This is a genomic window from Stenotrophomonas sp. 1L-E-5-B-C3, assembly GCF_057292075.1.
This window is the reverse complement of the sequence record NZ_JBXAWS010000034.1, coordinates 1-16913: the sequence shown is the minus strand read 5'-3', so window position 1 is coordinate 16913 and position 16913 is coordinate 1. Positions and strand designations below refer to the sequence as shown.

The window sequence follows — 16913 nt, the reverse complement described above, 5'->3', positions numbered from 1 at the left end:
GATGGACAATCATCCTTCCTGCAGGCGCCTTCACAAGATACCTGCGCATACTTTCAAAGATCCGGGGAAGTGGCCTCAGCGCCATTCCCGTGTGCCGCGAAGTTTCCTTCGTAGCGAGCCGCCCATTATGCCAGACTTTTTCAGTCCGTCAACACCTTCGTTCGATCATCTCGTTCGGCGGTGGTGGGCACCCTGTTGTCGCTGAAGCGCCTTGATGACGCCCCCTGCGACGGGGGAGGAGAAGTATGTCCCCATTCCCGTCATTTGTGAAGGGGGTGTGGCAACTTTTTTTGCTGGATGTTGCATTCGTTCATCCATCGCGCTGCGGGAGGACCCCGCGAAGCGCAGCCAAGCGTGGGCTTGGCTCTACAAGAGCATAAGGAAGGGCCGGCTGGCGCCGGCCCTTCCTTTGTCTCAGGCAGCGACCAGGCGCACGCGGGCGAAGGTGCGCTTGCCGACCTGCAGCAGGCCTTCGAAGCCCGGCTGCAGCACCTGCTGGCCGTCTTCCACCACTTCACCGTCCACCTTGACCGCACGCTCCTTGAGCTTGCGGTTGGCTTCGGAGTTGCTCGGGGTCAGGCCGGCCGCCGTCAGCAGCGCGGCGATGCGCAGGCCTTCGGCCGGGATCGCCACGTCCTGCAGCGGCAGCTGGGTGATGTCGCCCTGCCCGGTCACCGCCGCCTCCCAACCGGCAACCGCCTGTTCGGCCGCTGCGGCGTCATGGAAGCGGGTCGCCAGTTCACGCGCCAGGCGCAGCTTGACCACGCGCGGGTTCAGGCCGCCATTGGCCACCTGCTCGCGCAGCTGCACGGCTTCGGCCTGGCTGATGTCGAAGGACAGCAGCTCGATCCAGCGCCACATCAGGGTGTCGTCCACCTTCATGGTCTTGGTGACGATGTCGATGGCCGGCTCGCTGATACCAATGTAGTTGCCCAGCGACTTGGACATCTTGTTGACGCCATCCAGGCCTTCCAGCAGCGGCATGGTCAGCACCACCTGCGGCTTCTGGCCGTGGTGCTCCTGCAGGCCGCGGCCCATCAGCAGGTTGAACTTCTGGTCGGTACCGCCGAGCTCGACGTCCGCTTCCAGGGCCACCGAGTCGTAGCCCTGCACCAGCGGGTACAGGAACTCGTGGATGGCGATGGACTGCTGGGCGGCGTAGCGCTTGGCGAAATCGTCGCGCTCGAGCATGCGCGCCACGGTGTGCTGGCCGGCCAGGCGGATCATGTCGGCCGCGCCCATCTTGCCGAACCACTCCGAGTTGAAGCGGACTTCGGTACGGCTGCGGTCCAGCACCTTGAACACCTGCTCTTCATAGGTACGGGCATTGGCCAGCACGTCGTCCTTGCTGAGCGGCTTGCGGGTCAGGCTCTTGCCGGACGGGTCGCCGATCATGCCGGTGAAGTCGCCGATCAGGAAAATGACCTGATGGCCGAGGTCCTGGAACTGGCGCATCTTGTTCAGCAGCACCGTATGGCCCAGGTGCAGGTCGGGCGCGGTGGGGTCGAAGCCGGCCTTGATCCGCAGCGGGCGGCCTTCCTGCAGGCGCGCACGCAGATCCTCGAGCTTGAGGATCTCGTCGGCACCACGGCCGATCAGGGCAAGGGCTTCTTCAATCGAGGACACGTGACTACTCCCGGCAACGCCGATTCTTGTGTGGGGTGTTAAAGCAAAGTTAACCCGATTGGCTTCACAAAAGCCAATGGGCACAAGGGTTTGACGCCGTTTTCTCAGGTGTCTATGGTAACCGGCGATCAGGCCCGCGCTCCCGGGCTGCCAGGAAAAAACCGCCGATGCACAATTCCGAACAAGGGCGCGCACGCAAGCAGCGCTTCCAGGAACGCCTCCACGTCCTGCACGACAACGCCCTGCATCGGAAGCTCAGGCAACATCTTCCCGCCGCCTTCAATGAGCGCTGGACCCGCCGCCATTGGATGCATGCCAGCCTGTTCGCGACCATCGGCGCCCTGGTGGCGACGATCGTCCCCGGCTTCTCGCACACCATCGACGCGCCCTTCGCCGACAGCCACACCAGCCTGGCGCTGCCGTTGCCGCCGCTGACCATGGCCCGCCAGCAGCAGGTACCCGGTGACAGCTGGCAGGTGCTGCGCGTGCAGCGCGGCCAGACCCTGAGCGACCTGTTCGACAAGGCCGGCATCCCGGCTACCACCCTGCACCGGGTACTGGACCACCCGGGTGCGCGCGAGGCGCTGACCAAGCTGCGGCCGGGTGCCGAGATCGCGTTCGACATGCCGCTGTCCGGTGACCTGCGCAGCATCCGCTTCGACCGCGATGCCGACAACCGGGTGGAACTGAGCCTGTCCGGCGACGACATCAAGGAAAAGGTGACCAAACGCGAGACCTCCACGCGCACCGTGGTCACCAGCGGCGAGATCACCAGCTCGCTGTACGCCGCGGCCCGCCGCGCCGGGCTGTCTCCGTCGGCGATCGCGACGATGACCGACGACATCTTCAAGTACGACATCGACTTCTCGAAGGACCTGCAGCCGGGCGACCGCTTCAGCGTGGTGATGGATGAAACCTGGCGCGAAGGCGAGAAGGTGGACACCAGCAAGATCCTGGCGGCGACCTTCACCACCGGCGGCAAGACCTATTCCGGCTTCCGCTTCGACCGCAACGGCAAGGCCGAGTACTACGACATCAACGGCCGTTCGCTGAAGAAGAGCTTCATCCGCATGCCGATCCCGTTCGCGCGGCTGAGCTCCACCTTCGGTGCGCGCAAGCACCCGGTGCTGGGCAAGATGCGCATGCACAAGGGCGTGGACTACGCCGCGCGCACCGGTACTCCGATCATGGCCGCCGGCGATGCCCGTGTGCAGTTCGCCGGCGTGCAGCGTGGTTACGGCAACGTGGTGATCCTCGACCACGGCCGCGGCCACACCACCCTGTACGGCCACATGTCGCGCTTTGCGAGCATCCGCACCGGCCAGCGCGTGGCGCAGGGCACGGTGATCGGCTATGTCGGCTCGACCGGCCTGGCGACCGGCCCGCACCTGCACTACGAATTCCGCGTCAACGGCGAGCATCGCAACCCGCTGACCGTGACCATGCCGCCGCCGGAGCCGCTGAAGGGTGCCGAGCTGGTCGCCTTCCGTGCGCAGACCGCGCCGGCGATGGCCCGCATCCAGGGCATGGAGAAGCTGATCTACGCCGACGCCAGCCCGGCGCCGACCAGCCGCGACGAGGCCGCGCCTGAAGTGGCCAGTGCCAAGGACAAGCCGGGCAACGGCCGCAAGCGCGGCTGAGCCCTGCGTTGACGAAGGAGGACGCGGCAGCCCAAGCTTGCCGCGTCCTTTTTTTATGCCTGCCATGAACACGACTGCCGACAGCGACGCCCCCCTGTACCTTGGCCTGATGTCGGGCACCAGCGCCGACGGCATCGATGCCGCACTGGTGCAGTTCCCCGCCAGTGGTGGCTGCCGCTTCGTGCATGGGCTGACCGCCCGCTGGGAGCCGGTGCTGCGCGCGCGGCTGGTGGCGCTGGGCGAAGGCGGGCCGCTGGATTCGTTGGAAGAGCTCGGCGAACTGGACGCGCGGATTGCGATCCGTTTTGCCGAGGCGGCCAACCAGCTGCTGGCCGAGGCTGGCGTGGACCGCAGCCAGGTGCGCGCGATCGGCTCGCATGGGCAGACCGTGCGCCACCGGCCACTGGCCGACCCGGCGTTCACCGTGCAGCTGGGCGACGGCAACCGCATCGCCGAGCTGACCGGGATCACCACGGTGTGTGATTTCCGCCGCCGCGACGTGGCAGCCGGAGGCCATGGTGCGCCGCTGATGCCGGCATTCCATCTGGGCATGCTGGGCACTGCCGATGAAGACCGCGCCGTGCTGAACCTGGGCGGCATCGCCAACCTGACCCTGATCCCGCGCGAGGGCGCGGTACGTGGCTTCGATACCGGCCCGGCCAACGCGCTGATGGATGCCTGGTGCCAGCGCCACACCGGCCGCACCTTCGACGCCGATGGCGCGTATGCGGCCAGTGGCGCGGTGGACGAGGGCCTGCTGGCGGGTTGGCGCTCGGATCCGTGGTTCGCGCTGCCGCCGCCGAAGAGCACCGGCCGCGAGCAGTTCCACCTGGCCTGGGCCGAGGCGCACATGGGCGAAGGCCAGTACGCCGCCGCCGATGTGCAGGCCACCCTGCTGGAGCTGACCGTGGCGACGGTGGTCGATGCACTGCTGGCGCAGCAGCCACAGACACGGCGACTGCTGGTATGTGGCGGCGGCGTGCGCAATACCCAGCTGATGCGGCGACTTGCGGCGCGGCTGCCGGGGGTGCAGGTGGAGTCCAGTGCGGTGCACGGGTTGGACCCGGAGTACGTGGAGGCGATGGGCTTTGCGTGGCTGGCACAGCGGACGATGGACGGGCTGGCCGGCAACCTGCCGAGCGTGACCGGGGCGAAGGGCCCGCGGATCCTGGGCGCGATCCACCTGGCCTGAGCGGGGCTACATCCGCCGGGCATGGCCCGGCGCTACCCCGTCGGCAGCATCCCGGTAGCGACGGACCATGCCCGGCGGGCAGGTATCGCCGCGACCAGGTGTCAGGTCAGTCGAAGCCCTGCCCTGCGGGCAGGGCCTGCAGGGCGGCGATGGCATCGGAGAGCGCATCCACTTCGGGATCACCGAAGCCGGAACGGACTTCCAGTTCACTGCTGAACAAGCCCTGCTCCAGCAAGGCCTCGCAGGTCTGTTCGTGGGTCCAGCCGCGAGCGACCGCGACCCGTCGGATGCGTTCCAGCAACAGCGGGTCCAGGTCCCGCAGCACAACGTCGGCCATGCTCACTTCCCCGTTCGCAAGGCACCGCCCCCTCGGCGCGTCGGGGGCGATGATCCCGCAGACCGGGCGGTCAGGCAATCAGGCGACCGGTGGCGGCCCGCGGTCGGCGATGCGCGGCCACAGCCAGACCAGCAGCAGCAGGGTCGGCACCACCGTTACCGAGCTGAGGATGAAGAACGTGCTGTAGGACGTGGCCTCGACAATGTAGCCGGACACGCCGCCGACGAACTTGCCCGGCAGGTTGGCCAGCGAGACCAGCAGCGCGTACTGGGTGGCAGTGAAATTGCGGTCGGTCAGCGACGACATGAAGGCCACCAGCACGGTGCCGGCAAAGCCCTGGAACAGATTGTCGGCACTGAGCGCGGCATAGAACGCCCACAGCTTGCCTGGATTGTGCGCCATCAGCAGGAAGGCCAGGTTGGACAAGGCCACCCCCAGCGCCGCCACCAGCAACATGCGACGGAAGCCGAACGCCGCCACCGCGATGCCACCCAGGAAGGCGCCGGCAATCCCCATCCACACGCCGAACAGCTTGGAGACCGTGGCGATGTCCGCCTTGTCGAATCCGGAGTCGAGGTAGAACGGCCCCGCCATCACACCAATGACCTGGTCGGGGAACTTGAAGAAGCCGACAAAGGCCAGCAGCGCAAACGCCAACGCCACGCCGTTGCGGGTGAAGAAGCTGCTGATCGGCTGGACGAAAGCCTCGGCAACATCGATGCGACGCTGCACGGCCGTGGCCGGACGCTCTGGTTCGGCACACAGCAGGGTGGTGATGATCGGCAGCAGCATCAGCGCCGCCATGGCCAGATAGGCGATGATCCAGCCTTCGAACTGGGCCAGGTACAACGCGCCTGCCCCTGCCAGGATCAGGCCGATTCGATAGCCCAGCGTGTAGGTGGCCGCAAGCGCCGCCTGGGCCGCCTGTGGCGCGATCTCGATGCGGTAGGCATCAACTGCCGAGTCCTGGGTGGCACCAGCAAATGACGCCACCAGCACCCACATCACCAGCGGCCAGACCCCCTGCTCGGGCCGCACGAAGGCCAGCGCGACCAGGCCGACCAGCACCATCACCTGCGATACCAGCAACCATGAGCGGCGGCGGCCAAGCCCGCCCAGCAACGGGAAGGCGTAGCGGTCCAGCAGCGGCGCCCACAGGAACTTGAGCAGGTAGAAGAAACTGGCCAGGCTGATCAGGCCAATGCTGCCCAGATCCAGGCCAACGTCACGCAGGCGCGTGGACAGGGTCTGCGAGGCGATCAGCAGGAACGGCAGGCCACTGCCGAAGCCCAGCATGGCCATGGTCAGCGCCGACGGTGTGCCGAAGGCGCGCTTGATTCCTGCCCAACCCTTGTAGCTGACCGGCTTGGCAGCCTCGGTCACAGGTCGTAGTCCACGATGAACGGAGCGTGGTCGGAGAAGCGCTCATCGCGATAGATCGAGCAGCTGCGCAGGCGGTCACGCAGGCCCGGGGTGATGAACTGGTAGTCGATGCGCCAACCGACATTGTTGGCACGGGCGGCGCCACGGTTGCTCCACCAGGTGTAATCCTCGCCGGTGGGATTGAGCAGGCGGTAGGCGTCGGCCCAGCCGCGGCCGGTGGCGACATCGGTGGCCTGGCCATGGTCGGCGCACAGCGCGTTGAGCCAGTCACGCTCTTCCGGCAGGCAGCCGGAGTTCTTCTGGTTGGACTTCCAGTTCTTGATGTCCAGCGCCGAACGCACGATGTTCCAGTCGCCGCACAGCACGTAGTCGCGGCCGCTGCGCGCCCACTCTTCGAGGATCGGCCGCAGCCATTCCATCACTTCGAACTTGAAGCCCTGGCGCAGGTCGCCCGAGCTGCCGGACGGGATATAGAAGGAGACCACGCTGAGATTGCCGTAGCGCGCCTCGATGTAGCGGCCTTCGTCGTCGAACGGGGCCCAGCCCAGCGAGGTGATGACCTGGTCCGGCTCGCGCTTGCTGTAGATCGCCACGCCGCTGTAGCCCTTCTTGGTGATCGCGTCGCGGTAGAAGCAGTGGTGGCCGTCCGGGCGGAACATCGGGTCGGTCAGCTGGTCTTCCTGGGCCTTGGTCTCCTGGATGCACAGGACGTCGGCGTCCTGGGCACGGAACCAGTCGAGGAAGCCCTTGGTCGCGGCGGAACGGATGCCATTGGCGTTGAAACTGATGATGCGCATGCGGGGGACCTGCGGCGGGAAACCGGGCAAGCATACCGGTTGCCTGCCGGGCTGCGCAGTCCGCCCGGCACCGCCCGGGCACCCTTCACAAGGTGCTGGACGAGCGCGAAACGCCCAGCTGGATTAGGATTTGTGCTCCAAATGAAGATGAATCGAGTTTTGATGAGCGACCACCGTCACCGTTTCCTGCAGCTGGCCCTGACCGCCGATGCCCTCCGCTTCGGCCAGTTCACCCTCAAGTCCGGCCGGCTGAGCCCCTATTTCTTCAATGCCGGTCGCTTCGACTCCGGCTCCCTGCTGTCGCAGCTGGGCGCGTGCTATTCCGACGCCATCGACGCCACCGGGATCAAGTACGACGTGGTGTTCGGCCCGGCCTACAAGGGCATTCCGCTGGCCACCGCGATGGCCTGCGAGCTGGCCCAGCGTGGCCGCGACCTGCCGCTGTCGTTCAACCGCAAGGAAGCCAAGGCCCATGGCGAAGGCGGCCAGCTGATCGGTGCCGACATGAATGGCAAGCGCGTGCTGATCGTCGATGACGTGATCACCGCTGGCACTGCGATCCGCGAAGCGCTGGGCATCATCCGCGACGCCGGTGGCATCCCGGCCGGCATCGTGGTCGCGCTGGACCGCCAGGAGATCGCCTCGGACACCGACCATCGCTCCGCCGCACAAGCCGTGGCCGAAGAGGCTGGCATCCCGGTGATCGCCGTGGCGACGCTGGCCGACCTGCTTGATTTCGCCTCCGGCAACCCGGAACTTGTCGGTTACCGGCAGCCGCTGGAGGCCTACCGGGCCCAGTACGGCGTCCGTTCGATCCGCTGACCGACCCAGGGGAAAGGTCATGTCCCGAGTTCCTGCTGTTCTCTTCGCCGGCCTGCTGCTGGCCCTGCCGTTCACCCTGCCGGCGCAGTCGCGCGACAGCGGCAAGGCGGAAAAGAAGCTGTACTGCTGGAACGAGGGCAAGGAGCGGATCTGCAGTGATTCGCTGCCGGCCGATGCGGTCAACCATGCCCGCGAAGAGTTCAACGCGAAGAGTGGCCTGCGCAACGCGCAGGTCCAGCGCGCGTTGACCGACGAGGAGCGCGCTGCCGCCAGCACCGTGGCGCAGCAGCAACAGCTGGACCTGATGGCCACCCAGACCCGCCAGCGTACCGAGCAGGCGATGCTGTCCACCTATGGCAGCGAGGACGACCTGCGCCGGGTGTTCACCGAGCGCCAGGAAGTGCTGGACAACAACCTGAAGACCGCCGAGTACAACGTCACCAGCCTGCGCGAGTCGCTGGTGGCGCTGCTGTCGGCCGCCGGTGACCGTGAGCTGGCCGGCGGCAAGGTGGCCGACAAGCAGGCCGAGGCGATCCGCCAACGGCATGTGCAGTTGCAGGCGCAGCAGCGCCTGCAGGCAGGATTCCTGCAGCAGCAGCAGGCATTGAAGGCCGAGATCGACAGCAGCCTGCAGCGCTATCGCGAGCTGAAGGGGCTGGTGCCAGCAGATCAGGCCCGCTGATTCCCGGTAGAGCCGAGCCCACGCTCGGCTCCGCGTGATCTCGGGAAAGAGCAGCCGAGCATGGGCTCGGCTTTACAGCAGGTGGGGCTGGTTACGGATTGGCCCACGGAATTTATGCACTCTTTACGCGTCGGCCCGGTCCGGCGCGTAGTGCGTTTATGGGGGGCAGGACGACGATGACGGCCTGAGGTGGAGGGGTTCCACCAGGACGCTAATGCAATGTCCCCCTGGCTGTCGTTGTTGTGTGGCGTCGTGGTGCTGGTCGCCGCCGCCTATCTTCTTTATGTCGTGCTGCGGCCCGAGTCGTTCTGAGCGGAGACTGCCATGACTGAGATTATTGTCATTCTTGCCGCCAGCCTGCTGCTGGCCTGGCCGTTGGGTCTGTATCTGGCGCGCGTGATGCGTGGCGCGCCGATGAAGGTCGACGTGTTGTTCCACTGGATCGAGAAACCGCTGTACAGGGTGTTCGGCGTCGACCCGTCGCGCTCGATGTCCTGGCGCGGCTACGTGCTGGCCTTCGTGCTGAGCAACGTGGTGGTGGCGGTGCTGACCCAGGCGGTGTTCATGACCCAGGCCTGGCTGCCGCTGAATCCGGACCAGATCCCGAACATGCGCTGGGACACCGCGCTGCACACGATGATCTCGTTCCTGACCAACACCAACCAGCAGCACTATTCGGGCCAGGCGCAGCTGTCCTACCTCTCGCAGATGACCGGCATCACCGGCCTGCAGGTGGTGACGCCGATGATGGGCCTGGCACTGGCGGTGGCCACACTGCGCGCGTTGTTCGCGCGTTCGCCGCAGGCTGCAGCGGCCAGTGGTGCCGGTGATGACCGCCAGGTGGCGGTGGGCAACTACTACGTGGACGTGGTGCGCCTGTGCGTGCGCTTCCTGTTGCCGCTGTGCCTGGTGTGGACGTTGCTGCTGACCAGCCAGGGCGTGCCGTCGACGATGGCCGGTGGCCCGCAGGCCACGCCGATCGACGCCAGTGCCGGCATGGCCGAACAGAAACTGCCGCTGGGCCCGGTGGCGGCGATGGTCGCAGTCAAGCAGCTCGGTGCCAACGGCGGTGGCTGGTACGGCCCGAACAGCAGCTTCCCGCTGGAGAACCCGACGCCGGTTTCGAATGCGTTGGAAATCCTTGGCATCCTGCTGGTGCCGATGTCAGTGATCTTCATGATCGGCGCATTCACCGGCCGACGCCGCTTCGGCGTCCTGGTGTTCAGCTGCATGCTCGGCATGTCGCTGCTGTCCACCGGCGCCATGGTGTGGAGCGAGGGCCACAGCCCCAGCGCCGCCACGCCGCTGCTGATGGAAGGCAAGGAGGTACGCTTCGGCGCCGATGGCACCGCGCTGTGGGCGGCGGTGACCACCCAGGTCTCCAACGGTTCGGTGAACGGCATGCACGACTCGCTGAGCCCGCTGAGTGGCGGCCTGGCGATGGTCAACATGCTGGTCAGCGCGATCTGGGGCGGTATCGGCTGCGGCCTGCAGCAGTTCATCGTGTACCTGCTGCTGGGCGTGTTCCTGGCCGGGTTGATGACCGGGCGTACGCCGGAACTGTTCGGCCGCAAGCTGGAGACGCCACAGGTACGCCTGCTGGCCCTGCTGGTGCTGCTGCAGCCGATCACCCTGCTGGTGTTCACCGCAATCACCCTGGCCGTGCCCGGCCTGGCCGGCACCTCCAACCCCGGTTTCCATGGCATCAGCCAGGTCTTCTACGAGTATGTCTCGGCCTACGCCAACAACGGCTCGGGCTTCGAAGGACTGGGCGACGCCACGCTGTGGTGGAACCTGAGCTGCTCGCTGGTGCTGCTGCTGGGCCGCTTCCCGCTGCTGATCATTCCGCTGGTGGTGGCCGCACAGCTGGCCGCCAAGCGCCAGTCGCCGGAGTCTGCCGGCAGCCTGCAGATCGAAACCCCGACCTTCGCCCTGACCCTGGTCTCGGTGATCGTCATCCTGACCGTGCTGCAGTTCATGCCGGCGCTGGTACTCGGCCCGATCGCCGACCACCTGAGCCTGGGACTGCACTAAGGACACCCTGATGAGTACCCAAGCAAGTTCAACCCGTAGTACCCATGCACCGCGCCCTGCCCTGCTTGATGGCGCCGGCCTGCGCCGTGCGCTGATCGAAGCGGTTCTCAAGCTGTCGCCGATGCATCTGGTGCGCAGCCCGGTGATGGCGGTGGTGATGGCCGGCACGATCGTCGCCGCGATCGTCACCCTGACCGGCAATGCGCCGCTGGGCTTCGGCCTGGCGGTGACCGCGATCCTGCTGGTGACCGTGCTGTTCGGCAACTTCGCCGAAGCCGTGGCCGAAGCGCGTGGCCGTGGCCAGGCCGCGTCGCTGCGGCGTGCCCGCCAGGACCTGGTGGCGCGCCGGCTGGCGGCACCGCAGCCGGGTGCCGCCGAAACCCAGGTGCCGGCCGCCGAACTGCGCCCGGGCGACCACGTGATCGTCAGCGCCGGTGAGCTGGTGCCGGCCGATGGCGAGATCGTGCAGGGCCTGGCCACCATCAACGAAGCCGCGGTGACCGGCGAATCGGCGCCGGTGCTGCGCGAGGCCGGTACCGACCGCTCCGGCGTGATCGGCGGCACCAAGGTGCTGTCCGACCAGATCATCGTGCGGGTGACCGCCGAACCGGGCCACAGCTTCCTGGACCGGATGATCGCGCTGGTGGAAGGCGCCAACCGCCAGAAGACTCCAAACGAGATCGCGCTGACCCTGCTGCTGGCGGCGATGACGCTGACCTTCCTGGTGGTGGTGGCAACGCTGCCGGCCATTGGTGCCTCGGTCGGCGTCAAGGTCGACCCGCTGCTGCTGATCGCGCTGCTGGTGTGCCTGATCCCGACCACCATCGGCGGCCTGCTGCCGGCCATCGGCATCGCCGGCATGAACCGTGCGCTGGCGGCCAACGTGCTGGCCAAGTCGGGCAAGGCGGTGGAAGTGGCCGGCGACGTCGACGTGCTGCTGCTGGACAAGACAGGCACCATCACCTACGGCGACCGCCAGGCCAGCCATTTCCACCCGCTGGCCGGCATCGACGCCAGCCAGCTGCGCGAAGCGGCGCTGCTTTCTTCGCTGGCCGACCCGACCCCGGAAGGCAAGTCGATCGTGCGCCTGGCGCGCGAACAGGGCTGCGCCACCGCCGAGCCGGACCATGCCGACTACCTGGCCTTCAGTGCGCAGACCCGCATGTCCGGTGTGGACCTGGAACATGGGCGGCAGATCCGCAAGGGCGCCGCCGATGCGATCCGTGCCCACGTGCAGGCGCTGGGCGGCAGCGTGCCGGCTGAACTGGCCGGTCGCGTCGAACAGGTCGCACGCAACGGCGCCACCCCGCTGGTGGTGGCCGAAGGTCGCCACGTGCTGGGCGTGATCGAGCTGTCGGACGTGGTCAAGCACGGCATGCGCGAGAAGTTCGCGCAGCTGCGGGCGATGGGTATCCGCACGGTGATGATCACCGGCGACAACCCGCTGACCGCCGCCGCAATCGCTGCCGAAGCCGGTGTCGACGACTACATCGCCGAGGCCCGCCCGGAAGACAAGCTGGCACGCATCCGCCAGGAACAGGCCGGTGGCCGCCTGGTGGCGATGGTCGGCGACGGCACCAACGACGCACCGGCGCTCGCCCAGGCCGACATCGGCCTGGCAATGAACTCCGGCACGCAGGCGGCAAAGGAAGCCGGCAACATGGTCGACCTCGATTCGGATCCGGCCAAGCTGCTGGCAGTGGTGGAAGTGGGCAAGCAACAGCTGATCACCCGCGGTGCGCTGACCACCTTCTCGCTGGCCAACGACGTCTCCAAGTACTTCGCGATCCTGCCGGCGCTGTTCGCCGCCGCCGTGCCGACCATGGCCGCATTGAACGTGATGCAGCTGTCGAGCCCGCGCAATGCGGTGCTGGCGGCGCTGATCTTCAACGCCCTGGTGATTCCCGCCCTGATCCCGCTCGCCCTGCGTGGCGTGCGCTTCCGCCCGGCCACTGCAACCGCGCTGCTGCGCCGGAACATGCTGGTGTACGGCCTCGGCGGCGTGCTGCTGCCGTTCGCAGCGATCAAGGCGATCGACCTTCTTCTTGTCCTGGTATTCGGCGCATGAACCGTACTGCTTCCACTTCATCTTCCCTTCCGCGCGAACAGAAGGCCGAGGCCCGCGTGGCCAGCCTGCAGGATGGTGCCAGCTGGCGCCCGGCCATCGGCCTGGGCCTGGCCACACTGCTGCTGGCTGGCGCGGTCTACGCCGGTATCGCCACCGGTTTTGCCGGCCTGGCGTACCCGACCCAGGCCGAGGGCAGCCTGCTGCGCGATGGCAACGGCCAGGTACGCGGCTCGGCGTGGCTGTCGCAGCCGTTCACGGGCGACGGCTATTTCCAGGCGCGTCCGTCGGCGGCCAACTATGACCCGATGGCCGCCGCCGGTTCCAACATGGCGCGCAGCAATCCGGCCCTGGCCGAACGTGTTGCCGCCAGCACTGCCGCGGTCGCCGCGCGCGAAGGCGTCGCCCCGGCGCAGGTACCTGCGGACCTGGTCACCCAGTCTGCCGGTGGCCTGGACCCGCAGCTGTCGCCGGCGGCAGCACAGCTGCAGGTGGCGCGCGTGGCGCGTGCCCGTGGCCTGCCGGTGGAGCGGGTGCAGGCTCTGGTGCAGGCGCACACCGAAGGTCGCCAGTGGGGCCTGTTCGGGCAGCCACGGGTGAACGTGGTGACGCTGAACTTCGCACTGGACCACGCGGCCAAGGCACCGTGATGCCGGCCTGCACCGGCTGCGCGCACAATGGCGGCCATGACAGCGGCACCCATGACTGATGCGCGTACCCGCCAGGCCGATGCCCTGGTCGAAGGCCTGCAACGCGAAGCCGGCGGCAAGCTGACCGTGTTCCTCGGTGCGGCGCCGGGCGTGGGCAAGACCTACACCATGCTGACCCGCGCGCAGGAACAGCTGCGCCGCGGTGTCGACCTGGTTGTGGGCCTGGTCGAAACCCATGGCCGTGCCGATACCCAGGCACTGCTGGAAGGCCTGCCGCAGTTGCCGCTGAAGGAAGTGGCCTACCACGGCCACTCGCTGCAGGAGATGGATCTGGATGCCGTGCTCGCACGGCATCCGGCGCTGGTGCTGGTGGACGAACTGGCCCACCGCAATGCGCCGGGCAGCCGCCACGAGCGGCGCTGGCAGGATGTGATGGAGCTGCTGGACGCCGGCATCGACGTCTGGACCACGGTCAACATCCAGCATCTGGAAAGCCTCAACGATGTGGTGATGCGGATCACCGGCGTGCGCGTGAGCGAGACCGTGCCGGACGGCGTGCTCGACCGCCTGCACGACATCGTGCTGGTCGACCTACCGCCGCGCGAACTGATCGCGCGCCTGCAGCAGGGCAAGGTCTATGTGCCCGAACAGGCCGCGCAGGCCCTGCAGGCATTCTTCTCGCCAGCCAACCTGACCGCGTTGCGCGAACTTGCGATGCAGGAAGCGGCCGACCGCGTCGACAGCAGCCTGCGCGAAGCACGGGCGGCACGCGGCGAGAGCAACCTGCCGCTGCGGCGTGGCGTATTGGTGGCCATTGATGGCGGCGGCCAGAGCGAATACCTGGTGCGGGTGGCGCGACGCATCGCCGAACGCCGCGACGCGCCGTGGACGGTGGTGACCGTGCAGGGCCGGCGCCAGGACGAGGCGACCCGGCGCGAGATCGATGCCGCGTTCGCGCTGGCACGACGACTGGGCGGCGACGCCGAGCTGCTGCATGGTTCGAGCATTGCCGATGCCCTGCTCGACCATGCTGCGCACAACGGCGTATCGACCCTGGTACTGGGCAGGACCCGTGAACGTCCGCTGGCGCGGATGTTCAACCGCACCCTGACCCAGCAGCTGATCCAGCGCGGCGCGCATTACGAGATCACCATCATCAGCACCCCGCAGGCGCGCGCGCGTTCCCGCCGCGAGGGCCTGCTGCCACCGGTGCGCGGTATCAGCCATGAGCCAGCGCAGGCGCTGATCGCCACCGCACTGGCCTGCGCAGTGGCGTGGCTGGCCGAGCGCTGGGTCGGCATGGCCGACCTGTCGATGGTGTTCATCGTGGCGGTGGTGGTGGTGGCCGCGCGTACGCGCGCCAGCGTGGCGGTGATGGCGGCGATCCTGTGTTTCCTCGCCTACAACTTCCTGTTCATCGCGCCGCGCTTCACCTTCGCCATTGGTGCGCGCCAGGGCGTGATCACCGTGTTCCTGTTCCTGGCCGCCGCCTTGGTGGCCGGACGGCTGGCCTCGCGCCTGCGCATGCAGGTGATCGCGCTGCGTGCAGCCAACCGCCATGCGCGTGCGCGCCAGCAGCTGGGCCGTCAGCTCGCCAGTGCGGCCGGCAATGGCGAGGTCGCGCAGGCCGGCAGGCTGGCGCTGGAGCAGGCGATGGACGTTCCGGCGTGGCTGCGCATTGGAACAGACACCGCGGCCGGTGGTCGCAGCCAGCCGGGGGACACCGATCTGGCCGCCGCCGACTGGGCGCTGCGCCATGGCCAGCCCAGCGGCCGCTTCACCGATACCCTGGCCGGTGCGCAGTGGTGGTTCCTGCCACTGCTGGATGGCGAGGACCGCGCCATTGGCGTGGCCGGCCTGTACCTGCCCGGCGCGCAGGCGCGCCTGCTGCCCGAGCAACGGCAGCTGGCCGAGGCAATGGTCGATGACATCGCCCAGGCCGCGCTTCGCACACGGCTGGTGGCCGAACTGGAACAGGCGCACGTCAGCAACGAGACCGAGCGGTTGCGCTCGGCCCTGCTCTCTTCGGTGTCGCACGACCTGCGCTCGCCACTGGCGGCGATGATCGGTTCGGCCGACAGCCTGGCCAGCTATGGCGCGGCAATGGACACCGCCGATCGCCGCGCCCTGCTGGACACCATCCTGGTCGAGGGCGAGCGGCTGGACCGCTATATCCAGAACCTGCTGGACATGACCCGGCTTGGCCACGAAGGGTTGAAGATCAACCGCGACTGGATCGGCGTGGACGAACTGATCGGCTCGGCAGCGCGACGCCTGCAGCGCTATCAGCCGAAGGTGCGGCTGGAGCTCGACATTCCTTCCACGCTGGCGCCGATCTGGGTGCATCCGGCGCTGGTCGAACAGGCGGTGTTCAACGTGATGGAGAACGCGGCCAAGTTCTCGCCGCCCGATGCCGCCGTGCAGGTACAGGCGCGCGAGCTGGACGGCCAGCTGCGCATCGACATGATCGATGCCGGCCCCGGCATTCCCGACGACGAGCGTGCGCGCATCTTCGACATGTTCTACAGCGTCGAACGCGGTGACCGTGGCCGCCATGGCACCGGCCTGGGCCTGACCATCTGCCAGGGCATGATCGGCGCGCATGGCGGCAGCGTGCAGGCGCTGCCCGGACGCGATGGTCGCGGTACCCTGATCCGCATCACCCTGCCCCTGCTCAAGCCAGCCTCCCACGATGAGTCCGACCCCGATTGATGCCAGCGTCCCGGCCGCGCGCGTGCTGGTGATCGATGATGAAACCCAGATCCGCCGGTTCCTGGACATCAGCCTGCGCGCGCAGGGCTACCAGGTACGACAGGCCGCCACCGGCCAGGAAGGCCTGCAGCTGGCCGCCAGCGAGGACATGGATCTGGTGATCCTCGATATCGGCCTGCCGGACATGGAAGGCCACGAGGTACTGGAACAGCTTCGGCAGTGGAGCCAGGTGCCGGTGATCATGCTGACCGTGCGTGCCGGCGAAACCGAGAAGGTGCGCGCGCTGGATACAGGCGCGAATGACTACGTGACCAAGCCGTTCGGCACGCAGGAACTGATGGCGCGGGTGCGGGCATTGCTGCGCACGCGCAGCGTGCCCAGTGATGGCACGCCGCCGGTATTCGACGATGGCCACCTGCATGTGGACCTGGTGCGTCGTGAAGTGGCGCTGGATGGCGAGCCGGTGGCGCTTACCCGCAAGGAGTACGCGTTGCTGTCGCTGCTGCTGCGCAATGCCGGGCGGGTGGTGACCCAGCCGCAGATCCTGCAGGAGATCTGGGGACCGACCCACCAGCACGACACTCATTACCTGCGCATCCTGGTCGGCAAGCTGCGGCACAAGCTGGGCGATTCAGCGCTGGATTCGCGCTACCTGTTCACGGAGCCGGGGGTAGGGTTGCGATTCAAGGGGTGAGGCGTGTCGACCAAGGTCGACACCTACCAGAGCCAACCCTGATCGGCACTTGAGGTCAGAGCCCGTTGCGCAGCAACGGGATCCGACCCCGTGCCGTTCCGACAGCTCGCGGAAATCTGTCGAAGGCGGGGTGGGTCCGGTTGCGGGGGTGTCCGCGGCATGGATGCCGCGGCCAAGCCCCCAGGGTGAAGTGACCCCCGAGACTTGGACGGGGTCAGGCGGCCGATTGGGCCTGCTCCCGGTACTTTATCGGGCTGAGACCTTTCAGTTTCAGTTTGA

Annotated in this window: 14 protein-coding genes; 10 read left to right on the top strand and 4 right to left on the bottom strand. The window is 67.5% G+C overall.

From position 1 onward, the window contains the following. Window positions 1-414: 414 nt before the first annotated feature. Window positions 415-1626, bottom strand: a complete 1212-nt coding sequence (tyrS, locus tag AC0Z6F_RS22285) for a tyrosine--tRNA ligase (RefSeq protein ID WP_006388280.1) — start codon at window positions 1624-1626, stop codon at window positions 415-417. Window positions 1627-1793: 167 nt separating this feature from the next. Here tyrS and AC0Z6F_RS22280 point away from each other — a divergent pair, with 167 nt between their 5' ends. Together AC0Z6F_RS22280 and AC0Z6F_RS22275 are read left to right on the top strand one after the other, a co-directional pair. Then, the gene (locus AC0Z6F_RS22280) at window positions 1794-3266 is read left to right on the top strand and encodes a M23 family metallopeptidase (protein ID WP_006388279.1); all 1473 of its coding nucleotides are present in this window, start codon (window positions 1794-1796) and stop codon (window positions 3264-3266) included. A 64-nt stretch (window positions 3267-3330) separates the two neighbouring features. Beyond that, the gene (locus tag AC0Z6F_RS22275) at window positions 3331-4458 is read left to right on the top strand and encodes an anhydro-N-acetylmuramic acid kinase (protein ID WP_100435673.1); all 1128 of its coding nucleotides are present in this window, start codon (window positions 3331-3333) and stop codon (window positions 4456-4458) included. 106 nt (window positions 4459-4564) lie between these two features. On the opposite strand, the gene AC0Z6F_RS22270 is transcribed toward AC0Z6F_RS22275, so the two are convergent. From AC0Z6F_RS22270 to AC0Z6F_RS22260, 3 genes are all read right to left on the bottom strand, one after another. Beyond that, entirely contained in the window at window positions 4565-4795 is a 231-nt protein-coding gene (locus AC0Z6F_RS22270) for a hypothetical protein (protein ID WP_032972567.1), read from the bottom strand. A gap of 78 nt (window positions 4796-4873) precedes the next feature. After that, window positions 4874-6178: an AmpG family muropeptide MFS transporter gene (locus AC0Z6F_RS22265; protein ID WP_006388247.1), complete on the bottom strand. Its 1305-nt coding sequence runs from the start codon at window positions 6176-6178 to the stop codon at window positions 4874-4876. Continuing rightward, entirely contained in the window at window positions 6175-6975 is an 801-nt protein-coding gene (locus AC0Z6F_RS22260; RefSeq protein ID WP_006388246.1) for an exodeoxyribonuclease III, read from the bottom strand. The genes AC0Z6F_RS22265 and AC0Z6F_RS22260 overlap by 4 nt, the downstream gene beginning before the upstream one ends. Before the next feature lie 162 nt (window positions 6976-7137). Here AC0Z6F_RS22260 and pyrE point away from each other — a divergent pair, with 162 nt between their 5' ends. The 8 genes from pyrE to AC0Z6F_RS22220 all read left to right on the top strand — a co-directional run bounded on the left by pyrE (window position 7138) and on the right by AC0Z6F_RS22220 (window position 16634). Continuing rightward, entirely contained in the window at window positions 7138-7797 is a 660-nt protein-coding gene (gene pyrE / locus AC0Z6F_RS22255; protein ID WP_032972564.1) for an orotate phosphoribosyltransferase, read from the top strand. 19 nt (window positions 7798-7816) lie between these two features. Beyond that, window positions 7817-8479, top strand: coding sequence for a hypothetical protein (locus AC0Z6F_RS22250; RefSeq protein ID WP_485618573.1), 663 nt, complete (start codon window positions 7817-7819; stop codon window positions 8477-8479). Between the two features lie 219 nt (window positions 8480-8698). After that, window positions 8699-8791 (top strand): potassium-transporting ATPase subunit F, encoded by a 93-nt coding sequence (locus tag AC0Z6F_RS22245; RefSeq protein WP_012509821.1) that lies wholly within the window; start codon window positions 8699-8701, stop codon window positions 8789-8791. Window positions 8792-8803: 12 nt separating this feature from the next. Beyond that, a complete protein-coding gene (kdpA, locus tag AC0Z6F_RS22240; RefSeq protein ID WP_485618575.1) occupies window positions 8804-10513 on the top strand; it encodes a potassium-transporting ATPase subunit KdpA in 1710 nt (569 codons plus the stop codon). A gap of 10 nt (window positions 10514-10523) precedes the next feature. Beyond that, on the top strand, window positions 10524-12581 hold the full coding sequence (gene kdpB / locus AC0Z6F_RS22235; protein ID WP_485618577.1) for a potassium-transporting ATPase subunit KdpB: 2058 nt from the start codon (window positions 10524-10526) through the stop codon (window positions 12579-12581). Then, window positions 12578-13228, top strand: a complete 651-nt coding sequence (gene kdpC, locus AC0Z6F_RS22230) for a potassium-transporting ATPase subunit KdpC (RefSeq protein ID WP_065724210.1) — start codon at window positions 12578-12580, stop codon at window positions 13226-13228. Before kdpB ends, kdpC begins: the two co-directional genes overlap by 4 nt. 51 nt (window positions 13229-13279) lie before the next feature. Further along, on the top strand, window positions 13280-15940 hold the full coding sequence (locus AC0Z6F_RS22225; RefSeq protein ID WP_485618579.1) for an ATP-binding protein: 2661 nt from the start codon (window positions 13280-13282) through the stop codon (window positions 15938-15940). Beyond that, a complete protein-coding gene (locus tag AC0Z6F_RS22220; RefSeq protein ID WP_006387966.1) occupies window positions 15921-16634 on the top strand; it encodes a response regulator transcription factor in 714 nt (237 codons plus the stop codon). Before AC0Z6F_RS22225 ends, AC0Z6F_RS22220 begins: the two co-directional genes overlap by 20 nt. The last annotated feature ends 279 nt before the right edge of the window (window positions 16635-16913 follow it).